General features: G+C 68.8%; 15 protein-coding genes and 1 tRNA gene. 8 read left to right on the top strand and 8 right to left on the bottom strand.

Translation table 11 applies throughout. The annotated features are described in order from the left end of the window. Positions 1 to 64: 64 nt before the first annotated feature. The 3 genes from dnaG (at position 65) to ACFQH9_RS28330 (ending at position 3,267) form a co-directional block, all read left to right on the top strand. Positions 65 to 1,930: a DNA primase gene (gene dnaG, locus ACFQH9_RS28340; protein ID WP_379570828.1), complete on the top strand. Its 1,866-nt coding sequence runs from the start codon at positions 65 to 67 to the stop codon at positions 1,928 to 1,930. 67 nt (positions 1,931 to 1,997) lie between these two features. After that, on the top strand, positions 1,998 to 2,453 hold the full coding sequence (locus ACFQH9_RS28335; RefSeq protein WP_379570826.1) for a hypothetical protein: 456 nt from the start codon (positions 1,998 to 2,000) through the stop codon (positions 2,451 to 2,453). 55 nt (positions 2,454 to 2,508) lie between these two features. Then, positions 2,509 to 3,267, top strand: coding sequence for a trans-aconitate 2-methyltransferase (locus ACFQH9_RS28330; RefSeq protein WP_379570824.1), 759 nt, complete (start codon positions 2,509 to 2,511; stop codon positions 3,265 to 3,267). Positions 3,268 to 3,386: 119 nt separating this feature from the next. Here the strand turns inward: ACFQH9_RS28330 and ACFQH9_RS28325 are convergent, their stop codons facing one another. Together ACFQH9_RS28325 and ACFQH9_RS28320 are read right to left on the bottom strand one after the other, a co-directional pair. Continuing rightward, a complete protein-coding gene (locus tag ACFQH9_RS28325; protein WP_379570822.1) occupies positions 3,387 to 4,361 on the bottom strand; it encodes a thioredoxin family protein in 975 nt (324 codons plus the stop codon). An 83-nt stretch (positions 4,362 to 4,444) separates the two neighbouring features. Then, positions 4,445 to 5,236, bottom strand: coding sequence for an NAD(P)H-dependent oxidoreductase (locus tag ACFQH9_RS28320; protein WP_379570820.1), 792 nt, complete (start codon positions 5,234 to 5,236; stop codon positions 4,445 to 4,447). Between the two features lie 45 nt (positions 5,237 to 5,281). On the opposite strand from ACFQH9_RS28320, the gene ACFQH9_RS28315 reads away from it, so the two are divergent. Further along, on the top strand, positions 5,282 to 6,289 hold the full coding sequence (locus ACFQH9_RS28315; RefSeq protein WP_379570818.1) for a GlxA family transcriptional regulator: 1,008 nt from the start codon (positions 5,282 to 5,284) through the stop codon (positions 6,287 to 6,289). A gap of 28 nt (positions 6,290 to 6,317) precedes the next feature. Here ACFQH9_RS28315 and ACFQH9_RS28310 read toward each other — a convergent pair whose 3' ends face one another. Then, on the bottom strand, positions 6,318 to 6,527 hold the full coding sequence (locus ACFQH9_RS28310; RefSeq protein WP_379570816.1) for a hypothetical protein: 210 nt from the start codon (positions 6,525 to 6,527) through the stop codon (positions 6,318 to 6,320). 160 nt (positions 6,528 to 6,687) lie between these two features. On the opposite strand from ACFQH9_RS28310, the gene ACFQH9_RS28305 reads away from it, so the two are divergent. Further along, positions 6,688 to 6,760, top strand: a tRNA-Asn gene (locus tag ACFQH9_RS28305). Positions 6,761 to 6,895: 135 nt separating this feature from the next. Here ACFQH9_RS28305 and ACFQH9_RS28300 read toward each other — a convergent pair. Next, a complete protein-coding gene (locus ACFQH9_RS28300) occupies positions 6,896 to 7,066 on the bottom strand; it encodes a helix-turn-helix transcriptional regulator (protein WP_037043590.1) in 171 nt (56 codons plus the stop codon). An 848-nt stretch (positions 7,067 to 7,914) separates the two neighbouring features. On the opposite strand from ACFQH9_RS28300, the gene ACFQH9_RS28295 reads away from it, so the two are divergent. From ACFQH9_RS28295 to ACFQH9_RS28285, 3 genes are read left to right on the top strand one after another with little or no spacing between them, the layout of a single operon-like run. Continuing rightward, on the top strand, positions 7,915 to 8,196 hold the full coding sequence (locus ACFQH9_RS28295) for a hypothetical protein (RefSeq protein WP_379570814.1): 282 nt from the start codon (positions 7,915 to 7,917) through the stop codon (positions 8,194 to 8,196). Further along, positions 8,193 to 9,548, top strand: coding sequence for a relaxase/mobilization nuclease domain-containing protein (locus ACFQH9_RS28290; protein ID WP_379570812.1), 1,356 nt, complete (start codon positions 8,193 to 8,195; stop codon positions 9,546 to 9,548). Before ACFQH9_RS28295 ends, ACFQH9_RS28290 begins: the two co-directional genes overlap by 4 nt. Before the next feature lie 58 nt (positions 9,549 to 9,606). Further along, positions 9,607 to 10,254: a hypothetical protein gene (locus ACFQH9_RS28285; RefSeq protein ID WP_379570810.1), complete on the top strand. Its 648-nt coding sequence runs from the start codon at positions 9,607 to 9,609 to the stop codon at positions 10,252 to 10,254. 890 nt (positions 10,255 to 11,144) lie between these two features. Here ACFQH9_RS28285 and ACFQH9_RS28280 read toward each other — a convergent pair. The 4 genes from ACFQH9_RS28280 to ACFQH9_RS28265 all read right to left on the bottom strand — a co-directional run bounded on the left by ACFQH9_RS28280 (position 11,145) and on the right by ACFQH9_RS28265 (position 15,297). Then, complete coding sequence (locus ACFQH9_RS28280) at positions 11,145 to 11,660, bottom strand: DUF4231 domain-containing protein (protein WP_379570808.1); 516 nt, start codon at positions 11,658 to 11,660, stop codon at positions 11,145 to 11,147. 889 nt (positions 11,661 to 12,549) lie between these two features. After that, positions 12,550 to 13,149, bottom strand: coding sequence for a hypothetical protein (locus ACFQH9_RS28275; RefSeq protein ID WP_379570806.1), 600 nt, complete (start codon positions 13,147 to 13,149; stop codon positions 12,550 to 12,552). After that, positions 13,150 to 14,190, bottom strand: a complete 1,041-nt coding sequence (locus ACFQH9_RS28270) for a ParA family protein (protein ID WP_379570804.1) — start codon at positions 14,188 to 14,190, stop codon at positions 13,150 to 13,152. Positions 14,191 to 14,805: 615 nt separating this feature from the next. Continuing rightward, positions 14,806 to 15,297, bottom strand: a complete 492-nt coding sequence (locus ACFQH9_RS28265; RefSeq protein WP_379570953.1) for a prepilin peptidase — start codon at positions 15,295 to 15,297, stop codon at positions 14,806 to 14,808. Positions 15,298 to 15,316 lie beyond the last annotated feature (19 nt).

The raw sequence follows: 15,316 nt of genomic DNA, 5'->3' as shown, positions 1-15,316 counted from the left end.
GTTCCCCGCGCCCGTCCGGCGACCTGCGGGACCGCGGGGACCGGACGCGCCTAGACTCTGCGCCGTGGCAGGTCGGATCCGGGACAGCGACATCGCGGAGGTCCGCGACCGCACCCGGATCGAGGAGGTCGTCGGCGAGTACGTCGCGCTCCGCCGGGCCGGCGCGGGCTCGCTGAAGGGGCTGTGCCCCTTCCACGACGAGAAGACGCCGTCGTTCAACGTGCGGCCCACGCACGGCACGTTCCACTGCTTCGGCTGCGGCGAGGGCGGCAGCGCGATCGACTTCGTCATGAAGATGGAGCACATCGGCTTCGTCGAGGCCGTCGAGCGGCTGGCGGACAAGGCCGGGGTGCGGCTGACCTACGAGGGCGGCGGCTCGAGCGTCCAGCGCGACCGCGGCACCCGCTCCCGGCTGCTCGAGGCGAACAAGCGGGCCGCGGAGTTCTACGCCGCGCAGCTGCGCACCCCCGAGGGCGCCACCGCGATGCAGTTCCTCACCAGCCGCGGGTTCACGGCGAGCGCCGCCGAGCAGTTCGGCTGCGGCTACGCGCCCGCGGGCTGGGACACGCTCACCAAGCACCTGCTGGGCAAGGGCTTCTCGCTCGAGGAGCTGATGAAGGCGGGCCTGTCGAAGGAGGGCCGGCGCGGCCCGATCGACCGGTTCCACCGCCGGCTGCTCTGGCCGATCCGGGACCTGGGCGGGGACGTCGTCGGCTTCGGCGCCCGCCGGCTCTTCGACGACGACGGCATCGAGGCCAAGTACCTCAACACCTCCGAGACCCCGGTCTACCGCAAGACCCACGTGCTGTTCGGGCTCGACCTCGCCAAGCGGGAGATCGCCAAGCGGCGCCAGGTCGTGGTGGTCGAGGGCTACACGGACGTGATGGCGATGCACCTCGCCGGCGTCCCGACCGCCGTCGCCTCCTGCGGCACCGCCTTCGGCGCCGAGCACATCACGGTGCTGCGCCGGCTGCTGGGCGACGACTCCTTCGACCGGGGCGAGGTCATCTACACCTTCGACGGCGACGCGGCGGGTCAGGCCGCCGCGCTCAAGGCGTTCGACGGGGACCAGTCCTTCGCCGCGCAGACCTTCGTGTGCATCGCGCCGAACGGGCAGGACCCGTGCGAGCTGCGCCAGACGGCGGGCGACGCCGCGGTCCGCGATCTCGTCGCCCGTCGCGAGCCGCTGTTCGAGTTCGCGATCCGCCAGATCCTGCGCGAGCACGACCTGGACAAGGCCGAGGGCCGCATCCAGGCGCTGCAGCGGGCGGTCCCGGTCGTCGCCAAGATCAAGCGCGAGGACCTGCGGGACGAGTACGCGCGCCGGCTCGCGGGCTGGACCGGCTGGGACGACATCGCCATGGTCGTGCGGCGGGTGCGCGAGGAGGCCGGGGTCGCCCCCGAGCGTCCGCGCGGGCGTCGCGCGGAACCGGTCGCGGCGCCCCGGCGGGACGATCCGCGCCTGCACCTGCAGCGCGAGGCCCTCAAGTCGGCCCTGCAGATCCCCGTGGTCGCCGGCCCGGCCTACGACGAGCTGCCCGAACAGGTCTTCACCCACCCCGCCTTCGCCGAGGTGCACCGCGCCATCCAGAAGGCGGGCGGGGCGTGCGCCGGGATCGAGGGCCCGGCGTGGATCGAGGCCGTGACCGCCGAGTCCGGCCCGGAGGAGCGCGCGCTGGTCAGCGAGCTCGCGGTCGAGCCGCTGGAGCTGCCGCGCAAGGTCGCCGACGAGGCGCGCTACGTGGGCAGCGTGCTCGCCGGCGTCAAGCTCGCGCTGGTGGAGGCGCAGATCGCCGAGGTGAAGTCCAGGCTGCAGCGCACCAACCCGACCGAGGACCCGGAGCTCTACAACGAGCTGTTCGGCGACCTGGTGCCGCTCGAGCAGTACAAGATCGCGCTGCGCGAGCAGGCGTCCGGAGCCCACCGATGACGCTCCCGACGACGCACTATGGAACCATGATGCGAATCTCCCTGTCGGTATTCCACGTCGTGGAACCATGATGGGATTCCTCGCGCGGTTGTTCGGGCGGGAGGACCTCCCCGAGGGGTTCGCCGGCGAGCTCGACCCGGAGGAGCACGTGGTCGCGGTGGCGGCGGTCGTGCGCGGCGGTCACCTCGTCGTCACCAACCTGGGCGTGTGGTTCCCGGGCGAGGCCGAGCGGGTCGGCTGGCACCTGGTCAGCAAGGCGACCTGGGCGGAGGGCGCGATGACCTTCGTCGTGGCCACCCAGGAGGACCTCGGGAAGGCGTTCCTGCTGCAGGACGGCCCGCCCCGGCGCTTCCCGCTCGACGAGCCCGGCAAGGTGCCGCAGGCCGTGCACCAGCGCGTCACCGGCTCGATCGTCTCCCGCGAGCGCGCCACGATGCCCGACGGCCGGGAGGCCTGGGTGATCGAACGTCACGTCCCCGGCCGCGACGGCACCGTCCGCCAGATCCGCCCCGACCCCCGGTGAGTGCGGACGGTCGCCGGGGCGACCTCCGCAGCACGCGGGCCGACCAGGGAGAACGATGACGACCACCTGGGATCCCGCCCTCTACCTCGATTTCGACGACCACCGGGCCCGGCCCTTCCACGACCTGCTGGCCCGGGTGCGCAGCGCCGAGCCGCGCCGGGTCGTCGACCTCGGGTGCGGGCCCGGCCACCTCACGCCCGTGCTGGCCGCGCGGTGGCCGGGTGCGGTCGTCGAGGCGCTGGACGCCTCGCCGGACATGGTCGACGCGGCACGCGCCGCGGGCGTCGACGCCCGGCTGCAGCCCGCCGAGGACTGGACGCCCGCCCCGGACACCGACGTCGTGGTCACGAACGCGGTGCTGCAGTGGGTGCCCACCCACACCGAGCTGATCCCGCGGTGGATCGCCGCCCTGCCGGCCGGGGCCACGTTCGCGATGCAGGTCCCGGGCAACTTCGGCGCGCCCTCGCACGCGCTGGTCCGGGAGCTGGCCGCGGAGTGGGAGCGGCCGATCGTGCTGCGCGGCGAGGCGGCGGCGGCCGAACCCGCCGCGTACGCGGACCTCATCGCCGCCACGGGAGCCGCCGCGGACGTCTGGGAGACGACGTACCTGCAGCGCCTCACCGGCGAGGACCCGGTGCTGCACTGGATCAGCGGCACCGCCCTGCGCCCGGTGCGCGACGCGCTGGGGGAGGAGGAGTACGCCCGGTTCACCGCGCGGCTCGCCCCGCGCCTGCGGGCCGCCTACCCCGCCTCCGCCGACGGCAGCACCTGGTTCCCCTTCCGGCGGATCTTCGCGGTGGCGCGGAAGGCCTGAGTGCTCTGGTCGGCCCCGGCCGGAGGTCCCTGCCGGGTCCGCCGCCCCGCTCCTACCGTGTCGTCCGGGCGCGGTCAGGGCACGGGCCGCGCCCTTCGCCCCTCCGGATCTCCGGCTCGTCAGCCGAACGTGAACACGTAGGCCTCGGCGCCGGGTTCGAGGAAGGTGATCTCGAGCGTCCGCTCCCGGACCTCGTCCCGCTGGCGCACGAGCTGGTAGAGGCGGCCCTCCCCGAGGGAGCCGGTGCCGTCCTCGTCGACGTCCACGCCGTGCGAGCGGCCCGGGGCCTCGCCGTCGAGCAGCACCCGGAAGGGGATCGGCTCGCCCGGGCCGTTCAGGACGAGGTGCGCGTCGCGCGCGTGGAACCGGTAGGCGATGCTCCCGCCGGCCCGCTGGAGCACCACGGCCTCGCGCCCGATCGTCCAGTCGCCCTCCAGGGCCCACCGGGCGAAGGGCAGGTCACCAGGGATCCGGTAGGTCGCGGGCTCGTCGAAGGCGACCGGCTCCGGCGACGCGAAGTCCTGGCCGCGCGCGTACCCCAGGTAGGTCTCGGGCGTCCGCAGGTGCTCCCAGTCGGCCTCGGCCTCCACACCCAGGCCCTCGACCGGGCCCTCGCCGGAACCCCCGGCCGACAGCTCGCGCTCGACGCCGAGCAGCCGTTGCAGGACCCGTTCGGAGGTCGCGTACCGTCCCTCGCCGAAGTGGTGGTCGCGGACGACGCCGTGCCGGTCGACGAAGTAGAGCGCCGGCCAGTAGTGGTTGTCGAACGCCCGCCACACGGCGTACCCGTCGTCGACGGCGACCGGGTGGTCGAGGTCGCGCTCCGCGGTCGCCCGGCGCACGGGGGCGATGCCGTGCTCGAACGAGAACTCCGGCGTGTGGACCCCGACCACGATCAGCCCGTCCTCCCGGTAGGCCCGCGCCCACGCGCGGATCCGGGGCGCCGTGCGCAGCCAGTTGATGCAGGTCAGCGTCCAGAAGTCGACCAGGACGACGTGGTCGTGCAGCTCCGCGGGGCCCAGCGGTCCGGAGTTGACCCACCCCGTGGCGCCGGCGAACGAGGGCATGTGCAGGCGTTCGGACACCTTCGTCATGGCGCGGACCCTGCTCGCGGTGCCGGCGGTGCGCACCCGCCGAAGGTCCCGGCCCGTCGTCGCGCCGGCGCACACTCCGGCGGCTACCCGGCGGCACGCACGTCCGGCCGGTCGGCGGTGTGCACGGAGAGGCCCGCCCGCCCCGGCGCGAGGTGCGGGCGCAGCACCAGCCGGTCGTCGTAGTCGTCGCCGTGCTGCGGGCGGAAGGGCAGCGGGGCGTCCGTCCCCAGGCCGGCGAGCCGGGCGCGGAGCGCCGCCCCGGCCCGGACCCGATCCTCCTCGGTGAACCGGTCCGCGCCGGACACGAGCAGCGGCGGCAGGACCGTGGCCCCGGCGTAGAAGAGCGTGCCGTGCATCAGCGGGAAGAGCAGCTCCTCGGCGTGGCCGTTGATCCCGCGTGGCCCGAACGCCGAGTCCGGGCCCCCGGTGCTGGTCACGACGAGGGCCCGCTTCCCGGCCAGCACCCCGTCGCCGTAGCGGCGGGTACGCCCGTCGGCGCCCCGCACCCCGTAGGCGAAGCCCTCGACGAACACCCGGTCCACCCAGCCCTTGAGGATCGCGGGCATCCCGAACCACCACAGCGGGAACTGCAGCACCAGCGCGTCGGCGCGGCGCAGCTTCTCCTGCTCCGCGCGGATCTCCGGCGGCAGCGTCCCGGCGTCGTACGCCCGTCGGGACCCGGCCGAGACGAACAGCCGCTCGTCCGGGTCGAGCCCGTAGTCCGCCCGTGTCAGCACCGGGTCCCAGCGCATCGCGTACAGGTCGGACACCTCGACCCGGTGCCCCTGCTCCTCCAGCGCGGCGCGGCCCTCCGCGGCGAGCACTCCGGTCAGCGAGCGCGGTTCCGGATGCGCGACCACCCACAGAACGTCCATGCCCCCGATCGTCGGCCCGGGTGGCACCACCGAACCAGTGGCTCGATGGACAGCATGTGCGAGGATCGGGCCATGACGCGCGCACGGCACACGGTCGCGGTGCTGGTGCGGGACGGGCTGCTGCCGATGGAGCTCGGGATCGTGCACCGGCTGTTCGGGCAGGCCCGCGACACCGCCGACCGGCCGCTCTACGAGGTGCTGACCTGCACGCTCGTGCCCGGCCCGGTGCGCACGGACGCCGACTTCCCGGTCCTGGTCGAGCACGGGCCGGAGGTCCTCGACACGGCCGACACGGTGATCGTCCCGGCGTCGGACCTCGACTACGCGCCGGCGCCGCCGCCCGCCGGCCTCGCCGAGGCGCTGGCCCGGATCCGCCCGGGTGCGCGCATCGCGTCGATCTGCACCGGCTCCTTCGTGCTCGCCGCGGCGGGGCTGCTCGACGGCCGTCCCGCGACCACCCACTGGAAGTGCGCCGCCCGCTTCCGTGAGCTCTTCCCGGCGGTCGACCTCGATCCCGACGTCCTCTACACCGACTCGGACGGGATCCTGACGTCGGCGGGCGAGGCGGCCGGCATCGACCTGTGCCTGCACATGATCCGGACCGACCACGGCGCCGCGGTGGCCAACGAGGTCGCGCGCGGCACCGTCGTCCCGCCGCACCGCGACGGCGGGCAGGCCCAGTACCTCCGACGACCGGTGCCCGAGCCCGCGGTGTCCTCGACGGCCCGGGCGCGGGCGTGGGCGCTGGAGAACCTGCACCGCCCCGTCACGCTGCGGGAGCTGGCCGCGCGCGAGTCCACCAGCACCCGCACCTTCACCCGCCGTTTCCGTGACGAGATGGGCACCTCACCGGGGCAGTGGCTCACCCGGCAGCGCGTCGAGCGCGCGTGCACGCTGCTGGAGGAGAGCGACCTGTCCGTCGACGACGTCGCGCAGCGTGCCGGGTTCGGCACGGCCGGCTCGATGCGGCTGCACCTGCAGGCGGAGCTGGGCGTGTCGCCGACCGCGTACCGGCGGACCTTCCGCACCCGGGCGCTCCACGCCAGCAGGTGACGACGGAGTGCGGTGCGGCGGGCCCGGCTCAGCGTGCCGACCCGTTGGCGCTCGGCGAGGACTCCTTCGGGCCCTTCACGACCTCCTCGACGCGGGCGCGCACGACGCCGGCCGCGCCCTGCACCGCGGGGTGGTCCGCGACGCGCTGGTAGGTGCGGTGCAGCTGTTCGTAGCGCTCGCGGCCGGCCTTCGCGCCCAGCACGTAGCCGACCGCGGCACCCAGCAGGAACTTCAGCATGTCGCCTCCACGGCGGGTCGGTCGTGATCGGTCGTCCCATCCTGCCCCAGTACCGCGGTCGTGTCCGCGCGGAGGGCGGGGAGGGGGGTGGGAACCGCCCGAACCCCCGTGTTGTAGGGTTCTCCCGTCAGCGAGCGGGACGCCGCTCGCGGACCGGCGGTCCTCCGTAGCTCAATTGGCAGAGCATGCGACTGTTAATCGCAGGGTTACTGGTTCGAGTCCAGTCGGAGGAGCTTTCTCCCCAGGTCAGAGCGGGTCTCGTCTGATCTTGCGAAGATCCAGTCACAGGATAGTCATATGATTCACTTCGTGATGTGATCTTGTGCCCTGTCCGCGTCTGCGGACCTTAGGTCCGCACATGCGGCACCTCACTCCTGCGCCGCGAACCAGGCTCGGACCTCCGCCTGCTCGTAGCGGACGTAGCGCCCAACCCGGCGGGACTTCGGGCCGTAGCCGCGCTGGCGCCACTGGTACAGCGTCGCGACGGGCACTCCGAGGAACTCGGCGACGTCCCTCACGCCCCACAGCCGATCCTTCATGGCAGTCCGCCTCTCACGCGTCGGGCTCGGTGACAGCTCTGGAGGGTTGTGGCTGATCGTGGTCGTCGTCGTGCGCGGTCGTTCGGCCAGACGGGCGGTCAGCGGCTCAAGGCGAGACGAGTCGCTCCTCGGCGACCTTCAGGCGACCTAGGTCGAGCGCCGGGCGTCCCCCGTCGAGAGCCGGACCAATCCGCTCGCTCGCCCTGTGCTTCCCGGGCGGAGCAAGATATACAGAAGTGAACCTTCTGCGGTCGCGGGGGCGCGACCGAGAGGGGTGCGAACGGGGGCGTCCGCACTGCCGATTGATCCACAGCGGGGCGTGCTGTGGGGGCTTTCATCCCCAGGGCCCTCTCGACTGTCGCGAAGCGGGCGGGGCGGTGGTGGTCTCGACGAAGGTGCGCTCGCGTCCTGCGGGCGTGCTGTTCGTAGGTGACCAAGTGGGCGGCCCCGGGCCGGCGTTGCAGCGCCAGCCGCGGGGCCTGACCGCCCCTGCAGTGACAGGAGACGGCCGTGCGCAACCCTTCCATGCCTCCGCCCGGTAGAAGTCGAATCGGAAGATCCCGCCGCCATCGACGGACCGGACAGACATGGCCGCCACCGACCGGCCTCGCCGGGCCGCACCGAGGGATGCTCATCCTGGTCGTGGCAGCGGCGATGCTGATGGCAGGCTTCGCTCTTGGGCTGTGGGCGGCGTCCTGGTGAGCTGATGTGTCGGCCCAGGCTGCAGCTGCACGCGGCGGTGAGCTGAGCGGTCCCGAGCGGATCGAGGATCCATCTGTAGCAAGCCTGCGGGGGTGAAGCCGCGCGCAGCTCGACGTCCACGATCTGCGGTGCGAAGGACGCGATCGGTGCGGGTCGCGTTCACTGCGCAGGAGCACGCTCTGGTGGCCGAGGCAGCGCTGAGCGCAGGCGCCGCGGTCGGGGCGTGGCTGGGGGAGCAGGCGCTGCAAGCCGCCGCGCCCGAAGCCACGCCGGACAGCCTGCGCGGGGTGGTGGCCGAGCTGCTGCGACTGCGTCTCGAGCTGACCGCGGCCGCCGAGCTCGTCGACCGCGGCGAGCTGGCACGGTTGATCGACCGGCTTGACGAGCTGCTCGACCGGCTGGTCGCCGGCGCAGGGCGTGTCCGGTGATCGCGAAGGTCGTCCATGGTTGGCGGGCGGGCGGGCTGTTGGCCTATCTGTTCGGCCCGGGCGTGGCCGATGAGCACCGGAATCCGCGGGTGGTCGCCACCTGGGACGGCCGCGATGCTGGCTGGCAGCCCGCCCGGCGTGGGGCGGGGGAGCACGATCTGGAGCTCGGCTCGCTGATCCGGGCGTTGCAGGCGCCCGCGGTTGCGGCCGGGCTACCGCTGCGAGCACCGAAGGACGCCGGCCGGGGCTATGTGTGGCACTGCTCGGTGCGGCTGGCCGAGTCGGACCGGGTACTGCAAGACACGGAGTGGGCGTCGATCGCGCGCGAGTTGCTGCACGACGCCGGCGTCGCCATCCGTGGTGATCGGGGCGGACCACGGTGGGTGGCGATCCGACATGCCGAGGACCACATCCACATCGCCGCGGTGCTGGTGCGCCAGGACACCAGCCGCCGGTTCTGGCCCCGCCACGACTACCCGAAGCTGCGCGCCAGCGCCCAGCGGATCGAGGCCCGGCTGGGGCTGCGAGCGACCGCCCCGGCGGCGAAGGTCGCCGCGAAGCGCCCGCACCGGGGCGAGCTGGCCAAGGCCGAGCGTGAGTCGCGTCGCCCGGCACGAGAGGTGCTGCGGGCCGCGGCACGCCGGGCGGCGTTGCGGTCGACGTCGGTGGTGGAGTTCGAGCAGGCCCTGCAGCGCGAGGGGCTCCTGGTCATGATTCGCCGCGGCCCGTCCGGGGACGCGCTGGGCTACGCGGTGGCGCTGCCACCGGACCTATTGGCGGCGGGCGAGCCGGTCTTCTACTCGGGCAGCAAGCTCGCCCCAGACCTGTCGATGCCGCGGCTGCAGCAGCGCTGGGACGCCCAGCCGCGCGGCCCGCTCTCGCGAGTAGCCGCTTCGACCGCAGCGCGACGTGTCGGCCGGATCGCCGATGCACTGGGCGCGGGCCACGGAGACTTCGCCGCCGCGGGGCAGGGCCTGTGCGACGTGCTAACCGCGATGTCCGCCGTTGCGGATGTGGGCGACCGTTATCGCTTCAGCGCTGCCGCGGACCAGATCCGCGCTGCCACTTCGACACAGCTGCGCCTGCAGGGAGGCGGGGAGTTGACGCAGCTTGCCCGCCGCTTGCTGCTCGTCCGCCGCTTGCAGAGCGACGGCGAGCAGGCCGGGGTCGAGCTGACGCTCGCGCTCGCTCGCCTCGCCCTCGTCGTCGCCGAACGACATCGCCGACGTCCGCATGCCCGGGCGGCGATCGAGTCCGCGGCGCGGATCATTCGCTCGCTCGAACCCTCCGCCCGCTCGGCCCAGGCACGAGTCGCGATCAGCCGCGAACGAGCCCGGAGCCAGACACGCTGACCCTCACCGGCATGAGCATGTTCTGGAGTGCTGTCCTGCGCCGTCTCAAGGGGCTGCGGTGAGCACCGTCGGTCGCCGGGCCGAGCAGGCGGTGATGGCGGTCGCGCGGCTGGCCGGGCCGCAGCGCACCGAGGTGCAGATCCTGCACGCCGGCACCGACGACGCCGCCGTCAGCGTCCGGATCGGGAAGGTCCTGCTCTACATCCACCAGGAGAGCACCGCCGAGCACTTCCAGCGCGTGTGGGAGGAGGCCAAAGACGCCATCGACGCCCTCCCGGCCTCGGCCGACCAGCGACTCACCCGCGCCCTGCGCGGTATGCCGGAGCCGGCCATCGCGGCGAACGCGGTTGGGATGCCGGCCTGCGCGGTGACCACCGGCAAGACCAAGGGCGACCCGCCCAAGCCCTACATCCGGGTCCAGCTCGGTCGCATCGCCTACGAGGTGCGGGACCGCGACGCCTTCAACACCTGCGCGAACTCCTTCGCCTACGCCCGAAAGCAAGCCGCCCTGGCGTTCGTGCAGCCGGGGAAGAACCTCATCGTGCACGGAGCCTTCGAAGTCGCCGGCGACGTGTTCTACCCGACCAGCGACATCGACGACCTTCGCGCGCCGAAGAAGCGTGCGGCTCCCACGACGACCGAGCGGCTCCAGGCGAACGCCGGCCTGGCGGTTCCCAAGCCGGCACCTCAGATTCAGGCCCACTAGGTTGCTACGCGGGGGCACGCAGTTGCCGCGCCGATAACTCCCCTCCAAGATCAGGAAAGCCCCTGCGCCCAGGCATCGAGATCTTCTGGAGCGCTTGCCTGGCGTGGATCCACGACCTCGCGGAGAACGTTGGCGAGGCCGCGGACGGCTCGGTGCACACCGATTGGGAGGCGAGCGATCACCCCGGAGTCCGATGGCGGCGCGATGCAGGACGTTGCCGATCTGTATCGCGCTAGCGCTATCGCCGATGATCTCGTCGCGGTACGCGTCGGGCAGCTCGGCATTGGTGGAGTAGGCCTGAGGCTTTGCTGTGGTGTCGCGGTCCACCTGTTCTGGCTGCTTATCGTGTGGCTCCGCCCGGTCGAAGAGGGGGCGCGGAGGTCGCCGTACTTCCCCTACACCGGACGCCGCGCTGGGCAGATACAACGCCAGACCCGAGCATTTGTTCGACCTACTCGCACCACCACAGCGGATCCCGCCTCGGCGTCCGCTCGTCGGAGAACTCCGCGAGCTGATCAATACGCCGAACACCTCAGCCTCGGCGGCAGCCGAAGAGTGCGTCCCAGCCAGGGCCTACAACCTGATCAGGCACGTCCTCGGCTAGCGGGCGGCGAGCACCGTCGAGCGGATGGAGGCCGGTGACCTCAACCTGAGGCGAATAGCCGATATCGTGCAACCATCCCGCACTCTGCAAGATCATTGCCTCATCCCAAGAGGCTCCGCAGCTGCTTCGACTCGTGACGCAACCGCAGCAACGCGCTCCCATCTCCTCGGCATTGGCTCCGCCAGGAGACGCCGAGCGAGACCTTCAAATCTACTAGCCAGGCACACCCACCATCACAGACCGAAGCCGAGCCTTGTGATCTCCGATCGCAGGAGATCTTTTCGAGCTACTGACGCGCACTATCCGGCGGATTCGACGATTGCTCTAACTGCAGTTCTCGCTTACGTTGCTCCTCCTTCAGGTCCTTGACCTTCCTGGCGAACGTTCGAAGATCTTCGAGCTCGCCGTTGCCGTAGGGGTCGATCGTCAACTCGACCGCCTTGAATTCTTTCTCAATCGCATCTGCAGTCTGCTGCTGATTGAAACTACGCTCGCGGAACTTGAAGTAGCCAGTGAAGCCAGCGGCCACACTCACCAGTCCTGCGACAACAGCAGCGGTCCAACGGCTCCACTCTGCTTCAAGGCCAGCACTTGTCAGACTAGTCACCACAATCGACCCCACGATAATTACACCTTGGAATGTATTGTGAACTCGACGATTTCGCGCTGCCTGCTGCCGGTACCGAGAAACATCCTCCTGCGAAGAAACTCGGTAGACCCTCAGGGATGAGACCGGGTCAGCCTCAGTCAGCGCCGCTGCACGAATCTGATCATTCTCCAGAACCACCAGATCATAGCGCATCTGCGAAAGAGTGGGGCGCCGGCTTAGAACAGCACGAGATGCGAACACCGTAGAAAGTAGACCGGCAAGGAGGCCAATGTAGCTGAAAGGTGCTGGATATGACTGCCAAATCCCGACGACAGTGGCCCAACCCAATAAGGCAGCAACGCACAGACTACTCAGAAGCCACGTCAGTCGGAGCCTCTGCCCAACCTTGAATTCCCTGATCTGCGACTGCTTCAGATCCAACCGTTTGTCGATCTCACGTCGCTCATTCTGATGAACGACATCTCTATCGGTGGAAGTCAAATTGGCACTCCAGTCACATCAACTAGAACTGCTGGGAGAAGGTCCTATAGGATGGCCTCGTGTCACCATGGACCTCGGTACTGAGTAGCTTTATTGGTGGGGCCCTCGCCTTGGCGGGCGCAGCCTTGGTGCAGCAGCTTACGAAACGAAGGGATCACGAAGCACGAATCTGGGAGAAGCGGGCAGAAGCTTATGTCGCGCTCCTTCAGTGGAGACTATCGCCTCCCAATGATGAGTACATTTCAAATCCTTATGAGCTAGAGGCTGCGACGGACGCATGGCTAGAACGAGGTCACCCGCTTCTCGCCGAGGTCAGCCTTTTCGCCGGGCCGGCACTACGACCGCATCTCGATGATAAGCCATACCTCTTCCAGGCAGCGCATGCCTTCTCGAAGCTGAAGCCGGGCGAGTTGGCAGCCCTAGCGCGTGCTGACGTTGAGAGCCTCACAATGAAGCGCGCTCGCCGATCCAGAAACTTGCGATCGTAGCTGCCCTCCAGTGGCCGGATTACCCGCTTACCGGTCAAAGCGCGCTACGTGTGGGTCTAGCGCCGCCTTGCCGCTCCGCTCGCGGCGGCGCCGAACCCTGCGATGAACGGTCTCTAGATGATCTGATGAATGCCATGAACGATCCCCGCCACATCGTCGATCGCGGCGACCGCATCCGTCGAGGTCATTGGTTTGAACTGCCCAACGTTACCCGGATCCGCATCGCACGAATGAACGATGTCATTGCGCCGCCTGACAATAACGCGTAACCGTAGGATCGTCCTCTCCGCGTCAGCACCAAATGCGAGAGTCCATAATTTCGAGATTCCAACCATCGCGAACGCTTGCGCAACTGCGTCCGGTCGCTGAAACGTCTCAATGCTCAGCCTCTGCGCGACGTGCATTCGTGCCCGAAGTTCACGTTCCATAAGATTGGGTGCATCCAGGAGATCCGACACAATGCCGAGATGGAAGCCGAACTTGGATGCAGAGCCAGAAGGCCGTCGCCCAAGCAGTATCTCCACACCAAAGTCCAGCACGACGCAGTGGACGTAGGTATCTAGCGCAGCAACTGCTTGAACCAATGCTGACCGGTACAGATCAGTGGCATCGAGCCGTCCGCCGGACAAGCCTATGATTGAGTCGCCTAGACCCACGATCTCACGAGCCCTCGCGATGTTGGCGTCGAACTCCGACAGCCTTGCCGTCGACATCTACTGCGTCAAAGATTCGATCCGGCTGACGAGAAGCTCAAATGTTTCTCTGAATGTCTGAATATTACTTCTCGTGATGTCGCCAGCTCGGCCGCCACGGCCCGCTTCTTCGGGCGTCAGAGTAAACACAGGCTTACGGAGTTGTTGCGATGTGGCGATAAGCGTGTTGAAGTCAGATATCTCGGAAATCACCATTGAGTCGGCAACGCCTGCCTCACTGTATTGCTCAGGCGTCAGCAACATCCCCGACCTTTCGAGAGCTGGCTTCAGAACATCGCTGATGGAAGCACTCAGCTTGTCGAAGTACGCTTGAAAAGCCTTGGTAGGCCGACTATTTTTCAATCTGAACCGCTGAATCACGACCCCCAGAAACTTTAGGTCCGGGGCTGGGAACTCGTAGTCCGCGTCTTTCAGTGCCTCAAGTTCCACCGCACGACTAGCCCATGTGCCCCATCGAGGTAGGACGCGAGCCAGGGACTCGACCGCCATTACTGAGAAGATGTCCGGACTGCAAGGGACGATGAAGTAGTTGGCGGTCGCCACTAGGTTCTGATTGACAGCGCCGAGGCCTGGACTCAGATCAATGAGAATGTAATCTGCGTCGTATTTCTCTGCGGTGATCTTGAAAAGATGATGAAAGCTGCCCGGCAAGTTGCGCAGACCTTGCAGCGACTCCGAAAGTTGATGTGCAATACTCAGCGAAGACTCGTCCTCGGCAAGGGCGACGTGGCCCGGGATTAGGAAGAGGCCAGAGCGAGACTCAACTTCCACGCAATTGACTGGCGCAAGGGGAATGGGTCTTGAATTGAATGCGGGAGAAAGTGCATCTTTCAGGTTCCGCCCAGGGTTCGTTTTGTAGAAGTCCTCGAGGGCGTCCTCGCCGCTAAGATCGAGGACCATTCCCGTTAAATTGCACTGAGGATCCGCGTCGACCATAACCACACGGTGGCCGCGTTCAGCCAACATCCAACCGACGTTGAAACAGGTTGTCGTCTTGCTCACGCCGCCCTTGTTATTGAAGAACGCGATAGACCTAGCCAACTTGCTTCCTTCGTCGCCGTTCCAGTGCGCAGGCTACGTCGTCGGACGAGCACGCAGCGTTACTGACCCGTCTTGGGCCCTACAAGATCGTCACACGCCGCGCCCGCGGCGTCCAGGGGTCTTCAGGTCGCTGCGCGACCGGCTGCCCCGCCGCCACTTGCCACCACCACAAGCAAGGCGACATGCACGAGGGCTCCGGGAAGAGAATGGTCTGCTCCCTGCAGCCCCCTGTGCGCCCCACCTTCACCCGGGGACGTCCGGACCGGCCACCGCCGATGACAGACGTCCTCGGAGCTCAGCGGTAGATTCCGGGTCAGCCCGGACTACCGCGCACGACGATCTTGCAATCTCTGGTTCACAGGTCGCGGTCGGGTCGGCGACGGGTCGACGGATAGCACTCACTAGGTGCGGGGGAGACGGAGCGCCCTCGGAGTACCGCCGGAGGTCCACGGCAGAAGTCCACGACGAACCGACGCCCGCGGCAGGTGCGCTCCTGTGTTCCCGATCGTATGAGGGGCAACGGCAGCTATCGGGATCCCGCCGCTGTCGCGGATCTTGATTCCGCGTGTTCATTGTTTGAGTAGTCGCGTGTGGGTGTCTTCTCCGGTCGATTTGTTACCCGGTCGTGCTGAGACCGAGGGCAATAGACGCGGCTCCCACGAGGGAAGGTCCGTACGGCACGAGCGATGCATCGCGGCGCCTCAGGAAGTCCGCGCTTGCGGTCGCAAAGAGTAGGACGGCGCTTAGCCCGGCCGCGTTCATGAAGCATGTCCAACTGATTGTTGCCGTTGCGGCAGCGAGACTCGGTGCCAGCTTGAGATCACCCCATCCGATTGCAGCCGGTGCGACGAGGAGTATCAAGCCCGCCGCGCCCAGCGTGACCGTCGCGGCGACGACCATGCGCTGGAGTGGCTCTGAGTTCTGCAGCATGGCTAGTATCCCTATTCCGGCAACCGCGAGCGAAAGTGAGCCGGTCAACATATCCGGAAGGCGGCGCTCGAGAACGTCCACCTCGGCCGCCACGGTGCCGAGGACAGCGACAGCGGCCAGAAGCAGAGTGGTGACACTTAGCGGTTTCGCTCCGGCGGCTGCGCCTACGCTCGCCATCCAACCGCTGATGACGGCG

It is taken from the genome of Pseudonocardia lutea (assembly GCF_042658055.1).
Classification (GTDB): domain Bacteria; phylum Actinomycetota; class Actinomycetes; order Mycobacteriales; family Pseudonocardiaceae; genus Pseudonocardia; species Pseudonocardia lutea.
Note: the sequence above shows the minus strand (reverse complement) of the source record. Positions and strands in the feature narration are given on the sequence as shown.